We start from the raw sequence: 20,434 nt of genomic DNA on the forward strand, positions 1-20,434 counted from the left end.
GCTTCCGGTCCGGCCGCATCTGCGTGCCGTCGCCCGATCAGCGGGCCAGTTCTTCCTTCAGCGCCTGGAGGAAGGCGTCCACGTCGTCCTCCGTGGTGTCGAAGGCGCACATCCAGCGGACGTCGCCGGCCCTCTCGTCCCAGAAGTAGAAGCGGAAGCGTTCCTGCAACCGTCGCGTCACCTCGTGCGGCAGCCGGGCGAAGACCGCGTTGGCCTGCACCGGGTAGAGGATCTCCACCCCGTCGAGGCCGCGCACCCCGGCGGCCAGGCGCTGGGCCATCGCATTGGCGTGGCGGGCGTTGCGCAGCCACAGGTCCTTCGCGAGGAGGGCTTCCAGCTGCACCGACACGAAGCGCATCTTCGACGCGAGCTGCATGGACAGCTTGCGCAGGTGCTTCATGTGGCTGACCGCGTCCGGGTTGAGGACGATGACGGCCTCACCGAAGAGCATGCCGTTCTTCGTCCCGCCGTACGAGATCACGTCCACGCCGACCGCGTTGGTGAACGCCCGCATCGGAACGTCCAGCGAGGCCGCGGCATTGGCTATGCGGGCACCGTCGAGGTGCACCTTCATTCCCATGGCATGGGCGTGCTCGACGATCGCGCGGATCTCGTCCACCGTGTAGACGGTGCCGAGCTCCGTGTTCTGGGTGATCGAGACGACCTGGGGCATGGCCCGGTGCTCGTCCTCCCAGCCCCAGGCCTGCTGGTCGATGAGCTCGGGGGTGAGCTTGCCGTCCGGAGTCGGGACGGTGAGCAGCTTGAGGCCGCCCATCCGCTCCGGCGCGCCGCCCTCGTCCACGTTGATGTGGGCGCTCTCGGCACAGACGACGGCACCCCAGCGGTCGGTGAGCGCCTGGAGGGCGGTCACGTTCGCCCCGGTCCCGTTGAAGACCGGAAAGGCCTCGGCGGTCGGGCCGAAGTGACTGTGCACGATCCGCTGGAGGTGCTCGGTGTACTGGTCCTCGCCGTACGCGACCTGGTGACCGTCGTTGGCGAGGGCGAGGGCGGCGAGGACCTCGGGGTGGGCGCCGGCGTAGTTGTCGCTGGCGAAGCCCCGGACCGACGGGTCGTGGTGACGACGCGCGTCGGTCCTGGGGCCGAGTGCCGTGGTCACGGCTTGGGGGTCAGCCACAGGCGCTGTCCATTCACTTCCTGGGCGGGCTTGTCCCAGAGGCCGGCGATCTCGTCGGCCAGGTCCTTGACGTCGGTGAAGCCCGCAAACTTCGCATGGGGGCGCTCGGCGCGCATGGCGTCGTGCACCAATGCCTTGATCACCAGGATCGCAGCCGCCGCCTGCGGGCCGTCGTCGCCCCCCAGCTTGCGGAAGGAGTCCGCCATGGCCAGGGTCCACGCCTCGGCCGCCGCCTTGCCGGCGTTGTACGCGGCGTTGTTGGCGAGCGGCTTGTGGGCACCGACCTGGCTGACCAGGGCGTACCGGCCGCGCCCGCCGGCGCGCAGCAGCCCGTCGTGGAAGGCGAGCGAGGTGTGCTGGACGGTGCGGATCAGGAGCTTCTCCAGGAAGTCCCAGTCCCGGAGGTCGGTCTCCGTGAAGGAGGAGCTGCCGCGCCAGCCGCCGACGAGGTGGACCAGTCCGTCGATCCGGCCGAACTCCTTCTCGGTCTTCTCGGCCCAGTCGCGCGTGGCGTCCAGGTCGAGGAGGTCGACCGTGTCACCGATGACCTTGGCCCCGCCGTGGGCGTAGCGGGCGGCGTCGACGGCCTCCGCGAGGCGCGTCGGGTCGGCGTCGGAGGCGACGACCGTCGCGCCCGCCTCGGCGAGGCGCAGCAGGGCGGCGCGGCCCGCGGGCCCGGCCGCACCGGCGACCGCGATGACGGCGCCGTCGAGCGGCCCGCCGTTTCCGTTGGCGTTCATGGGCGACGTCTCCTCCGTGTGCTCCGTGGGTGCGCTCACGCGGCGGCCTGCTCGGTCCGAGAGACGTCGGCGGCGGTGATGCCCTTGGTGTCGGCGATCACGCCCTTCATCTTCTTGGCGAGGGCCTCAAAGAACATGCTGAGCGGAAACTCGTCCGGAAGCACGTCGTCGACGAGCTTGCGCGGCGGGAGGGAGAGGTCGAGGGCGTCGGGGCCCTTGGCCCACTTCGATCCCGGGTGCGGGGCGAGGTAGGTGGAGACGAACTCGTACGCCTTGAACCAGTGGACGAGCTTCGGGCGGTCGATGCCGTCGCGGTAGAGGGTCTCGATCTCGCCGCAGAGGCGGTTGGTGACCTCGGGTGCGCGCTGCCAGTCGATGGTGAGGACGTTGTCCGTCCAGCGCACCACGTCGTTCTTGTGGAGGTACGCGAAGAGGAGCTGGCCGCCCAGGCCGTCGTAGTTGCGGTTGCGGTCACCGGTGAGCGGGAAGCGGAACATGCGGTCGAAGAGGACCGCGTACTGCACGTCACGGCCGTGCACGTTGCCCTCGGACTCCAGCTTCACGGCCTCCTTGAAGGCGGTGAGGTCGCAGCGGAGCTCCTCCAGGCCGTACATCCAGAAGGGCTGGCGCTGCTTGATCATGAAGGGGTCGAAGGGCAGGTCGCCGCGGCTGTGGGCGCGGTCGTGGACCATGTCCCACAGGACGAAGGCCTGCTCGCAGCGCTTCTGGTCGCCGACCATGGCGGCGATGTCCTCGGGCAGGTCGATGCCGAGGGTGTCGACAGCGGCCTCGGTGACCTTGCGGAAGCGCGCGGCCTCGCGGTCACAGAAGATGCCGCCCCAGGTGAAGCGCTCCGGAACCTCACGGACGGCGACGGTCTCGGGGAAGAGGACGGCCGAGTTGGTGTCGTACCCGGCGGTGAAGTCCTCGAAGGTGATGCCGCAGAAACCGGGGTTGTCGTAGCGGGTGCGCTCCAGCTCGGAGAGCCACTCCGGCCAGACCATGCGGAGCACGACGGCCTCGAAGTTGCGGTCCGGGTTGCCGTTCTGCGTGTACATCGGGAAGAGCACGAGGTGCTGGAGCCCGTCGGCCCGACCCGCGGCCGGGTGGAACTCCATCAGGGAGTCCAGGAAGTCGGGCACGAGGAATCCGCCCTCGACCCACTTGCGCAGGTCGGCAACGAGGGCGCGGTGGTAGGCACCGTCGTGCGGGACGAGCGGGGAGAGCTGCTCCACGGCCGCGACGAGGCGGTCCACGGTCAGCTCGACCAGTGCGCGGGCCGGGGCGCCCTCGGCGTCGAAGTCGATGGAACCGTCTGCGCTCTGCCAGGGACGGATCTCCTCCACGGCATTCTTGAGCTCGGTCCAAGCCGGGTGGTCGACCACCCGGGCGTCGGTGGATATCTCCCCACCGGTCACGTCCTGCACAAGAATTTCCGTCATGCCTCTTCCTCCACAGGAGAACCTTGCGTCAAAACACGGTAACCATCGACGCTTCTTTCACACAAGGGGAGCAAGAGAAATTATTCGGCAAGACCCCCCTGGCGGCAGGATTTTTTCCTGTCCACCAGGGGTGAAGCCACGCTTCCGCCACACCGGGGTCAGTTCAGCGGCTTGATCAACAGCTCGAACTCCAGGTCGTCGCGCTGGGGCAGCCCGAACCGCTCGTCACCGTAGGGGAACGGGGTCATGCGCCCGGTGCGCCGGTAGCCGCGCCGCTCGTACCAGGCGATCAGCTCCGCTCGCACCGAGATCACCGTCATGTGCATCTCGCGGACGTCCCAGAGCTCGCGCACCCGGCGCTCGGCCTCGGCGAGGACCTGCTTGCCCAGGCCCGCGCCCTGCAGCTCGGGCCGGACCGCGAACATGCCGAAGTAGGCCGCCTCCCCCCGGTGCTCCAGCTGGCAGCAGGCGATGACCTCCCCGTCCCGCTCCACCACCAGGAGTCGGCTGCCGGGAGCGGTGATGACGCCGGCGACGCCCTCGCGGTCGGTGCGCTGCCCCTGCAGGATGTCCGCCTCCGTGGTCCAACCGGCCCGGCTGGCGTCGCCCCGGTAGGCCGACTCGACGAGCGGCACGAGGGCCGGTACGTCGTCGAGGACCGCCTCGCGGTAGCTGATGCGGCCGGTCTCCCGGGACGTGACGGTGTCCATGCTGCGGGGCTCCCCTCGGGCGTTGACGATCGACGTGCGCGATCGCCCCGAGCCTAACCCGCGCGCCTTCCGCTCCCCCTCGTACATCCGTGCGCGCCCGTGCGCCCGCGTGCGACGCACGACACACGGGCATGGCTTCGGGAAGGAACGGCATCGAGGGGGAGGTGGGCCGTGCACGGACCGGCGCTGTCCGGGTGGCTCCTGGTCGCACTGTGCGCAGCCACCGGCGCGTACTGCCTGCTGCGGATGCGCGGCCGTGCGAGGGAGGAGCGACGGGCCGCGGGCAGTGAGGCGGTGATGGGGTTCGGGATGGCCTCCATGGCGCTGCCCGCCGCGGTGCTGACGCCGCCCGACTGGAGCTGGGTCGTGTACGCGGCGGTGTTCGGTGCAGCGGCGTTGCACGGCCTCTTGGCGGTTCGGCGCGGCGGTCACCACCTGCACCACCTGGTGGGTTCGCTCGCCATGGTCTACATGGCCGTGGCCATGGGAGCACCCGGCGGGACAGAGGCCCACGCGGGACATGTGGGTCACGGGGCGGGGGCGCCGGGCGGCGTCCCCCTGCTCACCGGCGGACTCCTCCTCTACTACGCGGGCTACGCGCTGCACGCGGGGGCGCGCATCGTGCCGGTGGCGGCGGCGACCGCCGGTGCTCCTGGCCCCGCCTGGACGAACCGGCCCGAGCTGGCCCTGGCCTGCCGGCTCTCGATGGCGCTCGCCATGTTCGCGATGCTGGTGACCCTGTGAGGCCGCAGCCGCCGAAGGAAACCCGGCACCGTTCGGCCGGACCCCCGCGCACTCCGGTCAACCAAACCGTAGCGTACGTCACTTGCCGTCCGAGGCCATACCCCGGTCGAGTACCGCGCTCATAGGCTGAGCCCATGTGGGTCTCCCTCGCGCTGTTCCTCCTCGGCGTCCTGACCGCCCTCGTGGCCCCCCGCCTCCTGGCCCGGGCGGACTGGGTCGAGCGGGAACCCGTGGTGGCCCTGTGGGCGTGGCAGTGCACGGTGGCCACCGTGCTGCTGAGCTTCGCGCTCTCCATGACCCTCAGCGCCTCGACGGCCTGGCAGGCCGTACGCGGCCAGGTATTCGCACCCGCACCGCGCGCAGTGGTCGACGCCTACGAACTCACCACGACCGGCCCCTGGTCCGCAGTGCTCGCCGTGGTCCTGGCGGCCGGTGGGCTCTGGTCCGGGGCCATGCTCGGCCGGGAGGTCGGGCGGGCCCGCGCCCGGCGGCGACAGCGCCGCAACGAACTGCTGGTCCGCGCCCCCCTGCTCCCCGGGGAGCAGGGGGGCGGCGAGCGGCTCGTGGTGCTGGAGGGCGAGCGGGCGGACGTCTGGTGGATGGCGGGGCCGACGCCCCGACTGGTCATCACCACGGCGGCGCTGCAACGCTTGAAGGGACGCCAGTTGGACGCGGTCCTGGCACACGAGCAGGGTCACGCCAGGGCCCGGCACGACTGGCTGCTGCACTGTTCGACGGCGCTGGCCACGGGCTTCCCGGGCATCCCGGTGTTCACGGCCTTCCGCGAAGAGATGCACCGACTGGTGGAACTGGCCGCCGACGACGTGGCCTCGCGCCGGTTCGGGCGGCTGACGGTCGCCCTCGCCCTGGTCGAACTGAACGAGGACCGCGGCGTGTTCGGTCCCGGCCACCCCCCTGAGGCCGACCTGCCGCAACGGGTGAACCGCCTGCTCACGGCGGCTCCCCGGCTCACGGCCGGGCACCGGCTGAGGCTGACGGCAGCCGCGTCCCTGGTGCCCGTGGTCCCGGTGCTCGTGGCCTTCGCGCCCGTGCTCCGCACCCTGGGGTAACGACACGTGGCGGCCTTCACCACGAAGGCCGGCCGGACGGCACCGGGCGAGGCACCGGGAACCGGCGGAACACGGGGCCCGCCGGGGCACGCGGGGCCCGCCCGGTCGGGCAGGATCGACTCATGCGCACCTCAGCCGTGGCATCCGGAGTCCTGGCCGCCCTGTTGCTCCTGCTCGTCGCCGTGCAGTGGTCACCGCTGCTCTCCTTCGACCGGTCGGTCGCGGAGGCGCTCCACCGGAGCGCCCTCGCCCACCCCGGGTTCACCCGCGTCAACCGTGCGCTCAGCGATGGGGCGTGGGACCCCTGGACGATGCGCACCCTGGGCGCCGGCGCGGCCGTGCTGCTGTGGTGGCGGCGGGAGCGCAGGGCGGCGCTCTGGGTGGTCGGCACCCTCCTGTTCGCCGTCGGGCTGGAGCAGGGGCTCAAGGCACTGGTCGGGCGGGACAGGCCCCGGTGGAGCGACCCCGTCGACTCCGCGCAGTACGCCGCCTTCCCGTCCGGACACGCCTTGACGGCGACGGTCGCCTGCGGGCTGCTGCTGTGGGTCCTCGCCCTGCACTGGCGGGCCGGGTGGCGCGGCTGGGGCACCCTGGCGGGCGCGGCCGTGGTCTCGGTGCTCGGGGTCGGTTGGACCCGGGTCTACCTGGGCGTGCACTGGCCCTCGGACGTCCTGGAGGGCTGGCTGCTCGGCTGGTGCTGCGTGGTCGCGGCGGTGCTCGGGTACCGCAGGGGCGGGCGGAGGTCCGGGAAGAGGGGCGAGGACGGCGCCGACGGCCCGGGGAGCAGCGGGAGCAGAATGGGAGAAACGAAGTGAAACCGCCTGTTCTGGACGATCCCCCGTGTCGCCCAGAACAGACGGCCTGCCCGGCGGCCTGCCACGGGGGCATGACGACGGGATGCGCCGAGTATATTGGCCGGCAGCCAGTCAACGCAGGAGTCCAGCATGTCCCCGCGTAGCCCATCGGTCAATGAAGAGCTTCGCCGTCGGTCGCGGGAGCGGATCCTCCAGGCCACCGTGGAGCTCGTGGACGCACACGGCTACGAAGCGACGACGCTCGGCGACATCGCGGAACGGGCCGGGACGGCACGGGGGCTGATCTCCTACTACTTCCCGGGCAAGCGGCAACTGCTCCAGGCCGCGGTGCACCGACTGATGCACCGCACCCTGGAGGCGGCGCTGGAGCGCGAGCCCCGCACGGAGGACGGCCACGAGCGGCTGGCCCGCGCGATCGACGCGATCCTGGGGCTCGCGGTGGAGCGGCCCACCCTGATGCGGACGCACATGGCACTGATCCTGCAGGCCGAAGGGTTCGTGCAGTGCCAGGAGCAGCAGCGCCTGGCCTTCCTGCTGCGGGACACGGTCACGCGGTACGGCTCCGCGGACGTGGACACGGACTACCCGCTCCTGCGCGCCCTGCTGATGGGCGCGGTGGTGGCGGTGCTGCTGCCGGGGGCCCCGATGCCGCTGGCGCGCCTGCGGTCGGAACTGTTCCAGCGGTACGGACTCGACTGGGAGGCGGGCGCACCGCCGGAGGGAGGTCCGCCCGACGGCGCTCCGTCACCCCGGCACCCGGCCGGCCACCCCTCCTCCGGCCAGTCGCCGCGGCCGGAGTAGCCCGACCGGGACCGGACGTTCGGGCGGCCCGTCCGGATCCGCTCCGCCGGGTCCGTCGAACCGGACGCGCCGCGCGGGCCGGAGGCGGGGGGGGTCAGTCCTCGCCCCCCTCCCGCCCCGCCTGCGCGTCGACCGAGGCCAGGACGGAGTCGAGGAGGCCGGGGAAGAGGGCGTCGAGGTCCTCCCTGCGGAGCGCGTTGAGCTTGGCCGTGCCGCGGTACACCTGCTGGATGACGCCGCTCTCGCGGAGCACCCGGAAGTGGTGCGTGGTCGTGGACTTGGTGACCGGAAGGTCGAAGTGCGAACAGCTCAGCTCGACCCCCTCGCGCGCCATGTCCCGCACGATCTGCAGGCGCACCGCGTCCGAGAACGCATGCAGCACCTCTTCGAGGCGGATCCGATCACGCGCGGGGTGCTCGAGGACGCGCGGGTTCGTGGTGGTCGTCACGCGGCGGCTCCACTTCATCCGGGGTGGGATCCATTGTACGAGAATCTTCGTAGTTTGACAGTCCCCGTACTACGATGAGTATCGTACGAGGACCTTCGAGGCATCCCGAAACGGAGTCCGTCATGAGCGTCGCCCTCTTCGAGCCCTACACCCTGCGTTCCCTGACCGTGCCCAACCGGGTCTGGATGGCGCCCATGTGCCAGTACTCGGCGGAGACCTCCGGACCGCGGACGGGCGTCGCCGGCGACTGGCACTTCGCCCACTACGCGGCCCGGGCCACCGGCGGTGCCGGACTGATCCTCGTCGAGGCGACCGCCGTCGCCCCCGAGGGCCGCATCAGCCCGGCGGACCTCGGGCTCTGGAACGACACCCAGGTGGAGGGGCTGCGCCGGATCGCCGGCTTCCTCAAGGAGCACGGCACCGTACCCGGCATCCAGCTCGGGCACGCCGGGCGCAAGGCCTCGACCAACCGGCCCTGGGAAGGTCGCGGTCCGGTCGCCCCGGGCACCGGCTGGCAGCCTGTCGGCCCCAGCCCGGTCGAATTCGCCGAGGGGTACCCGGTGCCGACCGAGCTGACCGCGGAGCGGATCCGGGAGATCACCGCGCAGTTCGCGGACGCGGCCCGGCGCGCCCTGGAGGCCGGCTTCGAGGTCGTCGAGGTGCACGGTGCGCACGGTTACCTCATCGGCGAGTTCCTCTCCCCGCACAGCAACCACCGCACGGACGCCTACGGCGGATCCTTCGAGAACCGGACCCGCTTCGCCCTGGAGGTGGTCGACGCGGTGCGGGCCGTGTGGCCGGAAGAGCTGCCCGTCTTCTTCCGCATCTCCGCCACCGACTGGCTGGACGAACAGGGGTGGACCGTCGACGAAACCGTGCGCTTCGCCGCACTCCTCCGCGAGCACGGGGTCGACCTCCTCGACGTCTCCAGCGGCGGCAACGGCGGACCGGCCGAGATCCCGGTGGGGCCCGGCTACCAGGTTCCCTTCGCCGCACGCGTCAAGGCGGAGACCGGGCTGCCGGTGGCTGCGGTCGGCCTGATCACCGAGGGCGAACAGGCCGAGAAGATCCTGGCCAATGGCGAGGCGGACGCGGTCCTGCTCGGCCGCGAACTGCTGCGCGACGCCTCCTGGCCGCGCCGCGCCGCCCGTGCGTTGGGCGGCGAGCTGTCGGCCCCGTCACCGTACGCCTGGGCGATCTGACCCGGAGGCCGACCGGGGAGTGTCTCCGAGGCGGTTGTCAGTGGCCGGGTGCAGACTGGCCGCATCAGTGACGACGGCGTCCTGGAGGTGGCCACCATGCCCGACGTACTCCTCACCGTAGGCACCCGCAAGGGCCTCTTCATCGGCCGGAGGCACGACGGACGATGGGAGTTCGACGATCCCGCCTTCCCGGCGCAAGCGGTGTACTCGGTCGCCATCGACACCCGGCGCCCCGTCCGGCGGGTGCTCGTCGGCGGGGACAGCAGCCACTGGGGTCCCTCCGTCTTCCACTCGGACGACCTCGGCAGGACGTGGACCGAACCACCGGAGCCCGCGGTGAAGTTCCCCGAGGACACCGGTGCGTCACTGGAACGGGTCTGGCAACTGCACCCCGCCCCCGCGCACTCCCCCGACGTCGTGTACGCCGGCACGGAGCCCGCGGCGCTCTTCCGGTCGACGGACGGCGGGGAGTCGTTCGCGCTCGTCCGTCCCCTGTGGGAGCATCCGACCCGCTCCCGCTGGGTGCCGGGTGGCGGCGGCGAGGCGGTGCACACCGTCGTCACCGACCGGCGCGACCCGGACGCGCTCGCGGTCGCCGTGTCAACGGCGGGGGTGTTCCGCTCCCGGGACGGCGGGGCGGCCTGGGAACCCTCCAACCGGGGCGTGTCCGCCGTGTTCCTTCCCGACCCGCACCCGGAGTTCGGGCAGTGCGTGCACAAGATCGCCCAGGACGCGGGCGACGAGGACCGGCTCTACCTCCAGAACCACTGGGGCGTGTTCCGCAGCGATGACGCGGGCGCGAGCTGGACCGACATCGGGGACGGCCTCCCCTCCGACTTCGGCTTCGCCGTCGCCGCGCACCCGCACCGCCCCGACACGGCGTACGTCTTCCCGATCGCCGCGGACTCCGACCGCGTCCCGGCCGACCACCGCTGCCGCGTCTACCGCACGACGGACGCGGGCGCCACCTGGGAGCCGTTGAGCCGGGGGCTGCCCGAGGGCGACCACTACGGCACGGTGCTGCGGGACGCCCTGTGCACCGATGACGCGGACCCGGCGGGCATCTACTTCGGCAACCGGAACGGCGAGCTGTACGCGAGCGCCGACGACGGCGACACCTGGCAGCTGCTGGCACAGCACCTGCCGGACGTGCTGTGCGTACGGGCGGCGGTGATCTGAGCGACCGTGACCGGACCTCGCCGACCGGCCGGAACTCCCCACCGCAAGGCCGCGCCCCTCCTCCCCCACCGGCCCTCGCTCCGGGGCCGACCCCGAAACGCTCAGGGCAGGCGCCAGTCCACCGGCTGGGCCCCCATGCCGAGGAGCATCTCGTTCGCCCGGCTGAAGGGACGGGAACCGAAGAATCCGCGGTCCGCCGACATCGGGGAGGGGTGCGCGGACTCGACCGCCGGAAGGTCGCCGAGGAGCGGGCGGGCATTGCGGGCGTCACGCCCCCAGAGGATCGACACCAGGGGCTTGCCCCGGGCGGCGAGCGCACGGATCGCCTGCTCCGTCACTTCCTCCCAGCCCTTGCCCCGATGGGCGGCCGGCTTGCGCGGGGCGGTGGTGAGCGCCCTGTTGAGCAACAGGACGCCCTGACGGGTCCACGGGGTCAGATCGCCGTTGGACGGTCGGGGCAGGCCGAGGTCGGTGTGGAGCTCCCGGAAGATGTTCTCCAGGCTGCCGGGCAGCGAACGCACCTCGGGTGCGACCGAGAAGCTGAGCCCCATCGCCATGCCCGGCGTCGGATACGGGTCCTGACCCACGATCAGGACCCGCACCTCTTCGAAGGGCTGCTGGAACGCCCGCAGGACGTTCTGCCCGGACGGGAGGTAGGTCCTTCCTGCGGCGATCTCCGCCCGCAGGAAGTCGCCCATCTCGGCGACACGCCCCGCGACGGGGCTCAGCGCCTCCGCCCAACCGGGCTCCACCAGTTCGTTCAACGGTCGTGCTGTCACGGTCCGTCACTCTACCGGCCTACAGTGACAACCGGGGTCGGCCCGGACCTCCGCCGCTCCCGCCCCCGATGCCGAGGATGGTGCACCGTGGTCTCCATGGGTTCCGCAGGTTCCACGAGCGACTCCTCCGGCGCCTCGGTCATCGGCGTCGACTCCGGCGGCTCCGGGCTCCGCATTGCCCTGGCCGATGCGGAGCGCGGCACCGTCCTGGAGACGGCCTCCTCGCGGGAACCGGTGCGCACGGGACCCGGCGGCATCTCCGCCGACCACTTCCTGGAACAGGTGCTGCCCGCCGTCGCCGCCCTGCGGGAGCGCACCGGCGGGCTGCCGATCGCGGCCGTCGTCGTCGGCGCCGCCGGGATGGCGACCCTCGGGGACGAGCTGCGGACCGCACTGCCGGACGCCTTCGCCGCGGCCTGGGGGGTGCGGCGCACGGCCCTCGCCGCGGACGCCGTCACCGCGTACGCCGGGGCGCTCGGACAGCGGCCGGGCGTCGTCGTCGCGGCCGGTACGGGCCTGATCGCCCTGGGCACGGACCTGGCCTCCTGGCGGCGGGTCGACGGGTGGGGGCACCTCCTCGGCGACTGCGGCGGCGGCGCCTGGATCGGCCGGGCGGGGCTGGAGGCGGCGCTGCGCTCCCATGACGGCCGGCGCGGCGGTTCGACGGCGCTCCTGGCCCGGGCCGAGGCGCTCTTCGGGCCGGTGGCCGGTCTACCGGGCGTGCTCTACCCGCGAACGGACCGGCCCGCGGTACTGGCCTCCTTCGCCCCGGAGGTGGGGGCCTGCGCCGCTGCGCGGGATCCCGTGGCGACCGAGATCCTCGCGCGGGCCGGAAGGCACATCGCCGAAGCGGCCGAGGCCGCCTGCCCGAGGGGGCCTGGGGCCGTGGTGGCGCTCACCGGAGGCCTCTTCAAGATGGGCGGGCCGCTGCTCGAACCGTTGCGCGTCGCGCTGGACGCGGTTCTCCCGCAGGCCCGGACCACGGAGGCGGCGGGTGATCCACTGGCCGGGGCGGCGGCCCTCGCGACCGCGCTCGCCGCCGATGCCCTGCGACTGCCGGAGGACCCTTCGCTCCTCCGTCTCTTCGGGGCCGAAATCCGCTAGCTCGGGACGTCCGGGCAGGTGGGAAGCGGTCTGCCGGTGCCGCCGCGGACCCATCGGTGGTGAGTTCGGGACGGCAGCGGAACGGAGGCCCGATCGAGACCCGGACATAGGGGGGCAGAAGGCGCGCGACCGCACCTCAGCCAACGGCGCGACGGGCGAAACCAGTAGCATGCGGCGCCATGAGCACCCCCACTGGGCCTGCTTCCGGCCTGCCTGTACGAATGCCTCGACCCCGCCAGTCCGGGCGGCACCGTCGCCCCGAACCCGCGGCGGCGCCCGAGGGCGCTCCCGCACTCGTTCTCGCCGTTCCCGGCGTGCCGTCGTCCGCCATACGCTCGCTGGCCGAAGAGGTCGTGAGCATCGCCCGCTCGGAGCTGCCCGGCCTGGAGGCCGCGATCGGCTTCCTGGAGGGCGACGACGCCGAGTACCCGTCCTTGACGGCCGTCCTCACGGCCACCGCCAAGCTGCGGACCGAGCGGTACGAGCTGGCCCTGGCCGCCGGTCGCGAGGCCACTGCCCCGACGGGGCCGGACGCGGTCGTCGTTCCGCTGCTCGCCGGCCCGGACAGCGCCCAGATGCGCCAGGTGCGCCAGGCCCTGATGGACGGCGGCAACACCACGGAGCTGACCGACGTCCTCGGCCCGCACCCGCTGCTCGCCGAGGCGCTGCACGTGCGCCTCTCCGAGGCGGGCCTCGCCCGCGCCGACCGCGCCCGGCTGTTCACGGTCGCGACGGCCGCCGACGGCATCATCCTGGCCACGGTCGGCGGCGAGGAGGCAGTACAGGCCGCCGGCATCACCGGCATGCTGCTCGCCGCACGCCTCGCCGTTCCGGTGATGGCCGCCGCGCTCGACCAGGAGGGCTCCATCACCTCGGTGGCCGAGCAGCTGCGCGCAGCCGGCTCGGAGCAGCTGGCCCTCGCCCCGTACCTGATCGGTCCCGAGCTGGCCGAGGGCCTCCTCGACGAGGCCGCGAAGGAAGCCGGCTGCGCCGCAGCCGAACCGCTGGGGGCCTACCCGGCCATCGGCAAGCTGGTGCTCTCGCAGTACACGGCCGCGCTCGGCCTCCCCCAGCAGCCGCAGGGCGCTCACTCGCTCTGAGACGGCGCCGCCGCGTCGCACGGAAGGGTCCGCTCCGGAAATCGTCCGGTGCGGACCCTTCGTCGTGTCCGGTCGCGGCCCGCTCCGAAGCTCAGCCGAGGACGATGCAGGAAGCGGCGGGTGCGGCGAGCGAACCGGCTGGGGACGGGATCCCGGTCGCCGGGTCGAGGGCGAACCAGGTGACGTCGCCTGAGCGCTCGTTCGCCGCGTACAGCCACCGTCCGGAGGGGTCGAGGGACAGGTCGCGCGGCCAGGAACCGCCGCAGGGGACGGTGGCCACCAGCTCCGCCACGGCACCCTCCCCGTCCAGGGCGAGCACCGCGATGGCGTCGGTCCCGCGCACCGCGGCCCACAGGAAGCGGCCGTCGGGGGCGACGACCACTTCGGACGGGTAGGCGGGCCCGGGCGTCCCCTCGGGAACGACGGCCGTCTCGCCGAGCGGTTCGAGTGCGCCCCCGGCGGCGTTCCAACGGCAGACGGTGAGGGTGGGCCGCAGTTCGTTCAGGACGTACGCGTGCCCACCCGCCGGATGGAAGGCGAGGTGACGCGGACCCGATCCGGGGCGCAGGGCGGTCTCGCCGTGGAGGCCGAGCGTCCCGGTCTCCGGATCGAGGACGTAGGTCCTCACCGAGTCGGTGCCGAGGTCCACGCTGACGATCCAGTTCCCACTGGGGTCGGGGAGGACCTGGTGGGCGTGCGGACCGGCCTGCCGGTCGACCACCGGGCCGCCGCCCTCGTGCTGCAGGACCGTCGTGGCGGGACGAACGGCGCCGTCTTCGTCGAGGGGCAGGACGGTGACGCTGCCGGAAGCGTAGTTCGCGGTCAGGAGGTGGCCGGCGGCGAGCGCCAGATGGGTGGGACCCGAGCCGTCGACGGGCACGGGCGGGCCGAGCGGTCGGGGGGCGGGCCCGGTGGCGTCGAAGGTTGCCACCGCACCCGCGTCGGTCTCGGACACGGCGTACAGCACCGACCCGGCGAGCGCGAGGAACGAGGGATCGGCGACGGCGTCGCAGGCTCCGGTGACCGTCAGCGCCCCCGTTTCCGGGTCCGCCTCGGCGGCGAGCACCCCGTGTCCGCCGGCCGTGGTGAAGGAGCCGATGAACGCCCGCGCCCGGCGCTGCTCCCGATCCGTTGCTGTGTCGCCCACGGCGTCTCCCTGTCCGCTGGCCCGGTCCCGGTCGACCGGTCTCGTCGGGCCGACGGTAGCAGGCGGTCTAGACCAAAGCGGGGGTGGGCGCCGGCAACCTCAGGAACGGACCAGCAGGGATCCCGGAGGCGTGCGCAGCGGCTCGTCCAGTGCCGCGAGGAGCTTCTCCAGGCCGCTGACGTGGCCGAGCGCACCATGGCCCGCCGCCGGGGCGACCAGCGCCTCCTCCGGTCCCCCGCGTTCGGCGCCGGCACGACCGGACCGCGGCGAGGTCAGACGCTCCACGGCCGCCTCGACGCGCCAGCAGGCCGCCGCGAGCCGGGCGTCGTGGCCCGCGGCCGGATCTGCCGCCACCGCGGTGAGCCCGCGGACCTCCTCCGCGCATTCGTCGAGCAGGGCCAGCACCTGGCGCGCCCTGGCCTTGCGGCTCCGGAAGGGGCTGAGCGGGTGGACCAGCGGAGCGAGGGAGAGGCGCACCCGCCCGAGCAGCAGCTCCAGCTCTGCGGCGTGCGGCGTCGGATCGGCGTCCGGTTCACCGGACAGGCGCCGCAGCGATGCGGACGTGGCCGCGCGCACGCCCTGCAGGGCCCGCTGGATCCAGGCGTCGTTGATCGCATGGGTGGTGACGGGGAGGATGAGGAGCACGGCGAGCGCGGCGCACACGGCGCCCACCGCGGTCTCCTCCAGGCGCAGCACGAGCAGCGCCGGGTCGAGCACGCCGAGGAGGCCGTACAGCAGTCCTGCCATGACCGTCACCGCCAGCATCATCCAGCTGTACGAGACGGGCGCCGCGTAGAAGATCCCGAAGACGCAGAGGGCGACCAGGGCGGCCGTGGGCGCCGGGGCCCCGTGGAGCGGGATGGCGACGACCATGCCGACCGCGATGCCGATCACCGTGCCGAGGACCCGGCGGAAGCCCCGCACCAGCGTCTCGCCCCGCGACACCGTGTTCACGAAGATCCACCAGGTCGTGCCGACGGCCCAGTACCAGCGGTCCTCGGAGAGGACCTGGCCGATGGCGAGCGCCACGGAGCAGGCGGCCGTGGCCTGCACGGCCTGCCGGGTGGTCACGCGGGCGAGGCCGGCTCCGGGCAAGGGGGCCGGTGCGGCCGGCGGAGGGGTGCGGCGCTCCAAGGGCCACAGGACGAAGCGCACGGCGGCGGCAGCGGCCAGGGCGATGCCGACGGCGGCGTAGAGCTCGGGGAGCTCACCGGGCACGGCGTGCAGGAACTGGGTCGTGAAGAAGTTCATGAAGGCGAAGATCCCCAGCGCATGGCCGCGGGGCCCCCAGCGCCGGGCGTAGACGCCACAGAAGACGACCGCGAGGAAGGCGAGGTCGCGCAGGAGCGTCATGTCGTGCAGGGCGGTGGCCAGGGCGAGCACCGGAAGCCCCGCAGCCGGCAGGAGCAGGGTCGTCACGGCCTGCGCGCGGACGGTGGCGTCGGTCACGGTGAACAGTGCCAGCAACGCGGCGAGCCCACCGGTGATGGAGGCCGCCAGCGAGAGCCCGGCGAGCTCCGCGAGGGCGACGGCGAGCGCGATCCCCATGACGGCCCGCAGCGAGTTCTTCAACCTGACGCGCCCCGGATCCGGCGCCACGAACATCCTCTTCACGGCGGTGAGCCGCCCCCTTGTCTTGCCTTCCGCCCTGCTGCGCACCGTCCCGGGGTGGTGGGGGTGCGCGGACACGACGAAGGGCGCCGCGGTCCGGACCGGCCTCGTCGCCGCCCCGGCGCTGCGCGGCGCCGAAAGTACCTGGATATGACAAGCAAACCATTCGGGTGCCGCTGGCTCAACTCGATGCCGACCGACTGGACCAATGGCCCAGCGAACGACTCCACCACCGGTCCAGCGGCAGGCCAACGGACCACTGGGCGGCATCGGGCCCGGCGCGCCACGGCGCACGGCTTCCGACCGGTCGCCACCGGCGCCACGGAGCGCCCCCACCGCTGCCCCGCCGGCACCCCCACCGCTGCCCGGCCGGCACCCCCACCGTGGTCGGTGCGACGGGCGGCTCCGAGCGTTTCGGTCGGCCCTCGAACCGCTGGGTACAGTCAGAAATCGGACGAGCGGGGCGAAGGAGGCCGACGCGCATGACGGTGGACGGACTCGACACCCGGATCCTGCGGCTGTTGATCGAGCAGCCGAGGACGAGCGTGCGCGAGTACGCACGGATCCTCGGGGTGGCGCGCGGCACCGTGCAGGCGAGGATCGACCGCATGGAACGCGACGGAGTGATCACGGCGACCGGGCCGGTCCTGTCCCCCGCCGCACTCGGGCACCCGGTGCTCGCCTTCGTCCACGTCGAGGTGACCCAGGGCCATCTCGACGAGGTGGGCGACGCGCTCGCGGGCGTGCCGGAGATCGTGGAGGCCTTCTCCATCACCGGTGGCGGCGACCTCCTGACCCGTGTGGTGGCCCGGGACGCCGGCCATCTGGAGGACGTCATCCAGCGGCTGATCCAGTTGCCGGGGGTGGTCCGCACCCGGACCGAAATCGCGCTGCGCGAGCGGGTGGCGCACCGGCTCCTCCCACTGGTGGAGGCGATCGGTCGACGGTCGGGGACGGGCTGAGGAGAGCCGAGGCGGTCGGGAGCGAACCGCGGGGCGCGGACAGCGGGGCGCGGACAGCGGGGCGCGGACAGCGGGGCGCCGAGGTCGTCGGGGGGAAGCCGCGGGACGCTCTCCCTGGTCGTTTCCTCCAAGTCGGCTGGCAGATGCCATGAGGAGCAGAGTCGTCCCTTGCAGATGAGAATCCGGACGGCCTAACGTGGCGGCCATGCAGTCCTACACCATCGGCCAGGCGGCGCGTCTGCTCGGCGTCAGCCCCGACACGGCACGTCGCTGGGCGGACGCCGGTCGGGTCGCGACGCACCGCGACGAGAACGGCCGGCGCCTCATCGACGGCCGCGACCTGGCCGCCTTCTCCGTGGAGGTCGGGCAGAGCACAGCCGGGGACGAGGAAGTGCCGTACACCTCGGCACGCAACGCGTTTCCCGGGATCGTGACCGCCGTCAAGCTCGGTGACGTCGCCGCCCAGGTCGAGATCCAGGCCGGTCCGCACCGGTTGGTCTCCCTCCTCACCCGCGAGGCGGTGGAGGAACTGGGCCTGGAGGTGGGCATGCGGGCCACCGCCCGGGTCAAGTCGACCAGCGTGCACATCGACAGGACCTGAGCCCTTCCGGTCGCGGACCGGCGCGGGTCGGCGCGGCAACCGGCCCGTACGGGCCCGTGGCGCCGGAGCCACCGGCCGGGGGCCCGCCCGCGCCCGGGGACGGACAGCCCCCACCCGCCTCCGCGCACTCCTGGAACGAACCATGAAACCCCTTCCCGCTCGGACCGCCGGCCGCGGGCCGCGCACTCCGCTCGTCCTCGCCGTGCCCGCACTGCTCGCCGTCGCGTTCCTGGTGCTCCCGCTCGTCGGGGTCCTGGCGCGCACCGAGTGGAGCTCGTTCGGGACGCACCTCACGAGCCCGGGCACCGTCGAGGCCCTCAAGCTGTCCCTGGTCGTCTCCTTCTGGGCGCTCGGCCTGTCCCTGCTCCTCGGCGTGCCGCTGGCCTGGCTGCTCGCCCGGGTGCCGTTCCGCGGGAAGGCAATCGTCCGATCGCTGGTGCTGCTGCCCATGGTGCTGCCGCCGACGGTCGGCGGCGTGGCCCTGCTCCTCGCGTTCGGGCGGCGCGGCATCGCCGGCCCCTGGCTGGAGCAGGCCTTCGGAGTGACCCTGCCCTTCCACACCTCGGGCGCGGTGGTGGCCGCGACGTTCGTGGCCATGCCGTTCCTGGTCATCAGCCTGGAGGGCGCGCTCGCCGGGCTGCGCCCCCGCTACGAGGAGACGGCGGCGTCCCTGGGCGCCGGGCCGGTGCGGGTCTTCTTCACCGTCACGCTGCCGATGGTCGCCCCGGGGCTGCTGGCCGGCGCCGCGCTCACCTGGGCACGGGCCCTCGGCGAGTTCGGTGCCACCATCACCTTCGCCGGCAACCTGCCCGGCACCACCCAGACCCTGCCGCTCCAGGTCTACCTCCTGTTGCAGGAGGAGCCGGAAGCCGCCACCTCCGTGTCGCTGCTGCTGCTCGCCGTCGCGATGGCGGTCCTGGTCGCGCTGCGGGGCCGCTGGACGGGCAGCCCGGGCCGGGACCGGGCCGCACCCCCCGTCCCGGCCGAAGACACCACCGCGGCCGGACCGCAGCCCACCGCGGACAGCACCGGGCGAGGGCCCGGCCCGGACGACGGGGAGGAGGGGCGATGGGCGTTGCACGCCGAGGTCACCGGCTTCACCGAGCTGGTCCTGGACGCCGCCCCCGGCACCACCGTCGCCGTGGTCGGGCCCAACGGTGCGGGCAAGACGACCCTCCTCCGCGCCCTCCTCGGCCTCACCCCCCGCGCCCGGGCGACGCTCCGGCTCGGTGAGGCCGACGTCACCGAGCAGCCGCCGCACCGGCGCCGGGTGGCCTGGGTGCCGCAGGACGGCGCCCTCTTCCCCCATCTGTCCGCGCTCTCCAACACGGCGTACGGCCTGCGGGCGCACGGCGTGCCGCGCGCCGAGGCACGACGCGCGGCACAGGACTGGCTCGACCGGCTCGCCGTCGGGCACCTCGCCCACCGTCGACCCGCCGCACTCTCCGGCGGGCAGGCCCAACGGGTCGCCCTGGCCCGTGCGCTCGCCGCCCGCCCGCGGCTGCTGCTGCTCGACGAGCCGCTCGCCGCCCTCGACCAGACCACCCGGGCACACGTCCGTCACACCCTGCGCGCCCACCTCGCGCGCTTCGGCGGAGTCTGTCTGATCGTCACCCACGATCCCGTCGAGGCCGTCTCCCTGGCCGACCGGGTCCTCGTGCTCCAGGACGGGCGCACCCTCCAGGACGCCTCTCCGGCCGAGGTGTCCCGGCACCCCCGCTCCCCCTGGGTGGCCCGGATGCTCGGGCGGAACGCCTGGCCCGGCACCGCCTCCGCCGAAGGCATCTGCCTGGACGGGGGCGGCACCCTGGTCACCGCCGAGACCCCGCCCCCCGGCACCCCGTCCCTGGCGGTCATCGCGCCCGAGGCAGTGGCGGTGCACCGGGAGAAGCCCGGCGGCAGCCCCCGCAACGTCTGGCCCGGCACCGTGCGCGAGATCACTGCGAGCGGCAGCCGGTTGCGCGTCCTGGTCACCTCGGACCGGGCGCCTGCGCTCGTCGCCGAGATCACCCCGCAGGCCGCTGCCGAACTGGGTCTGGCGGACGGGGTTGCGGTGTGGACCGGCATCAAGGCGACCGAGGTGACCGTCGTCCCCTTGTGACGGCCCTCGGCACGCTTCCGGGCGGGTCCTTCGGAGGCCCGCCCGGGCGGCAAACCCAGGGGCGGCGAGGCGCGGGGGCGTGACATCGTGTCAGCGTCCCGTCCTCGTACGACCAGGAGCCCCCATGTCCCTGCCCGAGCGGCTCGTGCCCCTCCTCGACCAGTTCGACTTCGCCCGGAAGCGGCTCGTCGACCGCATGGCGGGACCCGTGATGGACAGCGGCAACGGCACGGACGTCACGGTCGGTCCGATGACCGACGAGGAGTACGTGTGGGAGCCGGGGCCCGGTTGCTGGTCCGTCCGGCGGCACGTCGACGGTCCGGGACCGCGTGCGACCCTGCTGGTGGGGGCCGGTGCATGGGGCAGGGACACGACGCCTCCGCCGCACCCGACCCCACCGCCGTTCACGACCGTCGCCTGGCGGCTGAACCACCTTTCGGAGCTGCTCGCGCTGCGCGCCGACCACGTGAACGGCAGCCGTCGTCTGACCCGTGACGACTTCCCGGTCAGCGGGGACGTCGCCTCGGCCCTCACCGCCTTCGACGCCGGCGCCACCGCTTGGCGCGGGGTGCTGCTGTCCACCGACGACGAGGCCCTCGACACCGTCGGGCACAGCAGCTACCCGCACGGCAGCGATCCGGAGGACCCCTTCATCGAGGTCGTGTGGTGGGTGAACCAGGAGTTGCTGCACCACGGCGCGGAGATCGCCCTGCTCCGGGATCTCTACCGGCTCCGGCCGTGAG

At 73.2% G+C, this 20,434-nt stretch carries 20 protein-coding genes; 12 read left to right on the forward strand and 8 right to left on the reverse strand.

The genetic code is table 11. The annotated features are described in order from the left end of the window. Positions 1-37 precede the first annotated feature (37 nt). The 4 genes from ACFW22_RS19530 to ACFW22_RS19545 form a co-directional block, all read right to left on the reverse strand. A complete protein-coding gene (locus tag ACFW22_RS19530) occupies positions 38-1,117 on the reverse strand; it encodes a threonine aldolase family protein (RefSeq protein ID WP_386406190.1) in 1,080 nt (359 codons plus the stop codon). After that, on the reverse strand, positions 1,114-1,875 hold the full coding sequence (locus ACFW22_RS19535) for an SDR family NAD(P)-dependent oxidoreductase (RefSeq protein WP_386405941.1): 762 nt from the start codon (positions 1,873-1,875) through the stop codon (positions 1,114-1,116). Before ACFW22_RS19535 ends, ACFW22_RS19530 begins: the two co-directional genes overlap by 4 nt. Positions 1,876-1,910: 35 nt before the next feature. Beyond that, entirely contained in the window at positions 1,911-3,317 is a 1,407-nt protein-coding gene (locus ACFW22_RS19540) for a DUF6421 family protein (protein WP_386405944.1), read from the reverse strand. Between the two features lie 158 nt (positions 3,318-3,475). Further along, complete coding sequence (locus ACFW22_RS19545) at positions 3,476-4,027, reverse strand: GNAT family N-acetyltransferase (protein ID WP_386405947.1); 552 nt, start codon at positions 4,025-4,027, stop codon at positions 3,476-3,478. A 171-nt stretch (positions 4,028-4,198) separates the two neighbouring features. On the opposite strand from ACFW22_RS19545, the gene ACFW22_RS19550 reads away from it, so the two are divergent. The 4 genes from ACFW22_RS19550 to ACFW22_RS19565 all read left to right on the forward strand — a co-directional run bounded on the left by ACFW22_RS19550 (position 4,199) and on the right by ACFW22_RS19565 (position 7,457). Next, positions 4,199-4,771, forward strand: coding sequence for a DUF5134 domain-containing protein (locus ACFW22_RS19550; RefSeq protein WP_386405950.1), 573 nt, complete (start codon positions 4,199-4,201; stop codon positions 4,769-4,771). Between the two features lie 134 nt (positions 4,772-4,905). Next, entirely contained in the window at positions 4,906-5,841 is a 936-nt protein-coding gene (locus ACFW22_RS19555) for a M56 family metallopeptidase (RefSeq protein ID WP_386405953.1), read from the forward strand. 122 nt (positions 5,842-5,963) lie between these two features. After that, positions 5,964-6,656 carry a phosphatase PAP2 family protein gene (locus ACFW22_RS19560; protein WP_386405956.1) on the forward strand — a complete coding sequence of 231 codons (693 nt, stop codon included), beginning with the start codon at positions 5,964-5,966 and terminating at the stop codon, positions 6,654-6,656. Positions 6,657-6,785: 129 nt separating this feature from the next. After that, on the forward strand, positions 6,786-7,457 hold the full coding sequence (locus ACFW22_RS19565; protein WP_386405959.1) for a TetR/AcrR family transcriptional regulator: 672 nt from the start codon (positions 6,786-6,788) through the stop codon (positions 7,455-7,457). A 94-nt stretch (positions 7,458-7,551) separates the two neighbouring features. Here the strand turns inward: ACFW22_RS19565 and ACFW22_RS19570 are convergent, their stop codons facing one another. Further along, positions 7,552-7,905 carry an ArsR/SmtB family transcription factor gene (locus ACFW22_RS19570; protein ID WP_386405962.1) on the reverse strand — a complete coding sequence of 118 codons (354 nt, stop codon included), beginning with the start codon at positions 7,903-7,905 and terminating at the stop codon, positions 7,552-7,554. Positions 7,906-8,027: 122 nt separating this feature from the next. Between ACFW22_RS19570 and ACFW22_RS19575 the strand changes: the two genes are divergently transcribed. Both ACFW22_RS19575 and ACFW22_RS19580 read left to right on the forward strand, forming a co-directional pair. Next, the gene (locus tag ACFW22_RS19575) at positions 8,028-9,107 is read left to right on the forward strand and encodes an NADH:flavin oxidoreductase/NADH oxidase (protein WP_386405965.1); all 1,080 of its coding nucleotides are present in this window, start codon (positions 8,028-8,030) and stop codon (positions 9,105-9,107) included. A gap of 96 nt (positions 9,108-9,203) precedes the next feature. After that, positions 9,204-10,286: a WD40/YVTN/BNR-like repeat-containing protein gene (locus ACFW22_RS19580; protein WP_386405968.1), complete on the forward strand. Its 1,083-nt coding sequence runs from the start codon at positions 9,204-9,206 to the stop codon at positions 10,284-10,286. Between the two features lie 101 nt (positions 10,287-10,387). Here the strand turns inward: ACFW22_RS19580 and ACFW22_RS19585 are convergent, their stop codons facing one another. Next, complete coding sequence (locus tag ACFW22_RS19585; RefSeq protein ID WP_386405971.1) at positions 10,388-11,065, reverse strand: uracil-DNA glycosylase; 678 nt, start codon at positions 11,063-11,065, stop codon at positions 10,388-10,390. A 96-nt stretch (positions 11,066-11,161) separates the two neighbouring features. On the opposite strand from ACFW22_RS19585, the gene ACFW22_RS19590 reads away from it, so the two are divergent. Further along, positions 11,162-12,169: an N-acetylglucosamine kinase gene (locus ACFW22_RS19590; protein WP_386405974.1), complete on the forward strand. Its 1,008-nt coding sequence runs from the start codon at positions 11,162-11,164 to the stop codon at positions 12,167-12,169. 179 nt (positions 12,170-12,348) lie between these two features. After that, on the forward strand, positions 12,349-13,269 hold the full coding sequence (locus ACFW22_RS19595; RefSeq protein WP_386405977.1) for a sirohydrochlorin chelatase: 921 nt from the start codon (positions 12,349-12,351) through the stop codon (positions 13,267-13,269). A 91-nt stretch (positions 13,270-13,360) separates the two neighbouring features. Here ACFW22_RS19595 and ACFW22_RS19600 read toward each other — a convergent pair whose 3' ends face one another. Both ACFW22_RS19600 and ACFW22_RS19605 read right to left on the reverse strand, forming a co-directional pair. Then, a complete protein-coding gene (locus tag ACFW22_RS19600) occupies positions 13,361-14,416 on the reverse strand; it encodes a lactonase family protein (protein WP_386405980.1) in 1,056 nt (351 codons plus the stop codon). Positions 14,417-14,515: 99 nt separating this feature from the next. Next, entirely contained in the window at positions 14,516-16,021 is a 1,506-nt protein-coding gene (locus ACFW22_RS19605; protein WP_386406193.1) for an FUSC family protein, read from the reverse strand. Between the two features lie 488 nt (positions 16,022-16,509). Between ACFW22_RS19605 and ACFW22_RS19610 the strand changes: the two genes are divergently transcribed. From ACFW22_RS19610 to ACFW22_RS19625, 4 genes are all read left to right on the forward strand, one after another. After that, on the forward strand, positions 16,510-16,989 hold the full coding sequence (locus tag ACFW22_RS19610; protein WP_386405983.1) for an Lrp/AsnC family transcriptional regulator: 480 nt from the start codon (positions 16,510-16,512) through the stop codon (positions 16,987-16,989). Between the two features lie 205 nt (positions 16,990-17,194). Further along, positions 17,195-17,590, forward strand: coding sequence for a molybdopterin-binding protein (locus ACFW22_RS19615; RefSeq protein WP_386405986.1), 396 nt, complete (start codon positions 17,195-17,197; stop codon positions 17,588-17,590). A gap of 142 nt (positions 17,591-17,732) precedes the next feature. After that, the gene (locus tag ACFW22_RS19620) at positions 17,733-19,691 is read left to right on the forward strand and encodes an ABC transporter permease (RefSeq protein ID WP_386405989.1); all 1,959 of its coding nucleotides are present in this window, start codon (positions 17,733-17,735) and stop codon (positions 19,689-19,691) included. Between the two features lie 124 nt (positions 19,692-19,815). Continuing rightward, positions 19,816-20,433 (forward strand): DinB family protein, encoded by a 618-nt coding sequence (locus tag ACFW22_RS19625; protein ID WP_386405992.1) that lies wholly within the window; start codon positions 19,816-19,818, stop codon positions 20,431-20,433. Position 20,434 lies beyond the last annotated feature (1 nt).

The organism is Streptomyces sp. NPDC058872, from assembly GCF_042743065.1.
GTDB lineage: Bacteria > Actinomycetota > Actinomycetes > Streptomycetales > Streptomycetaceae > Streptomyces.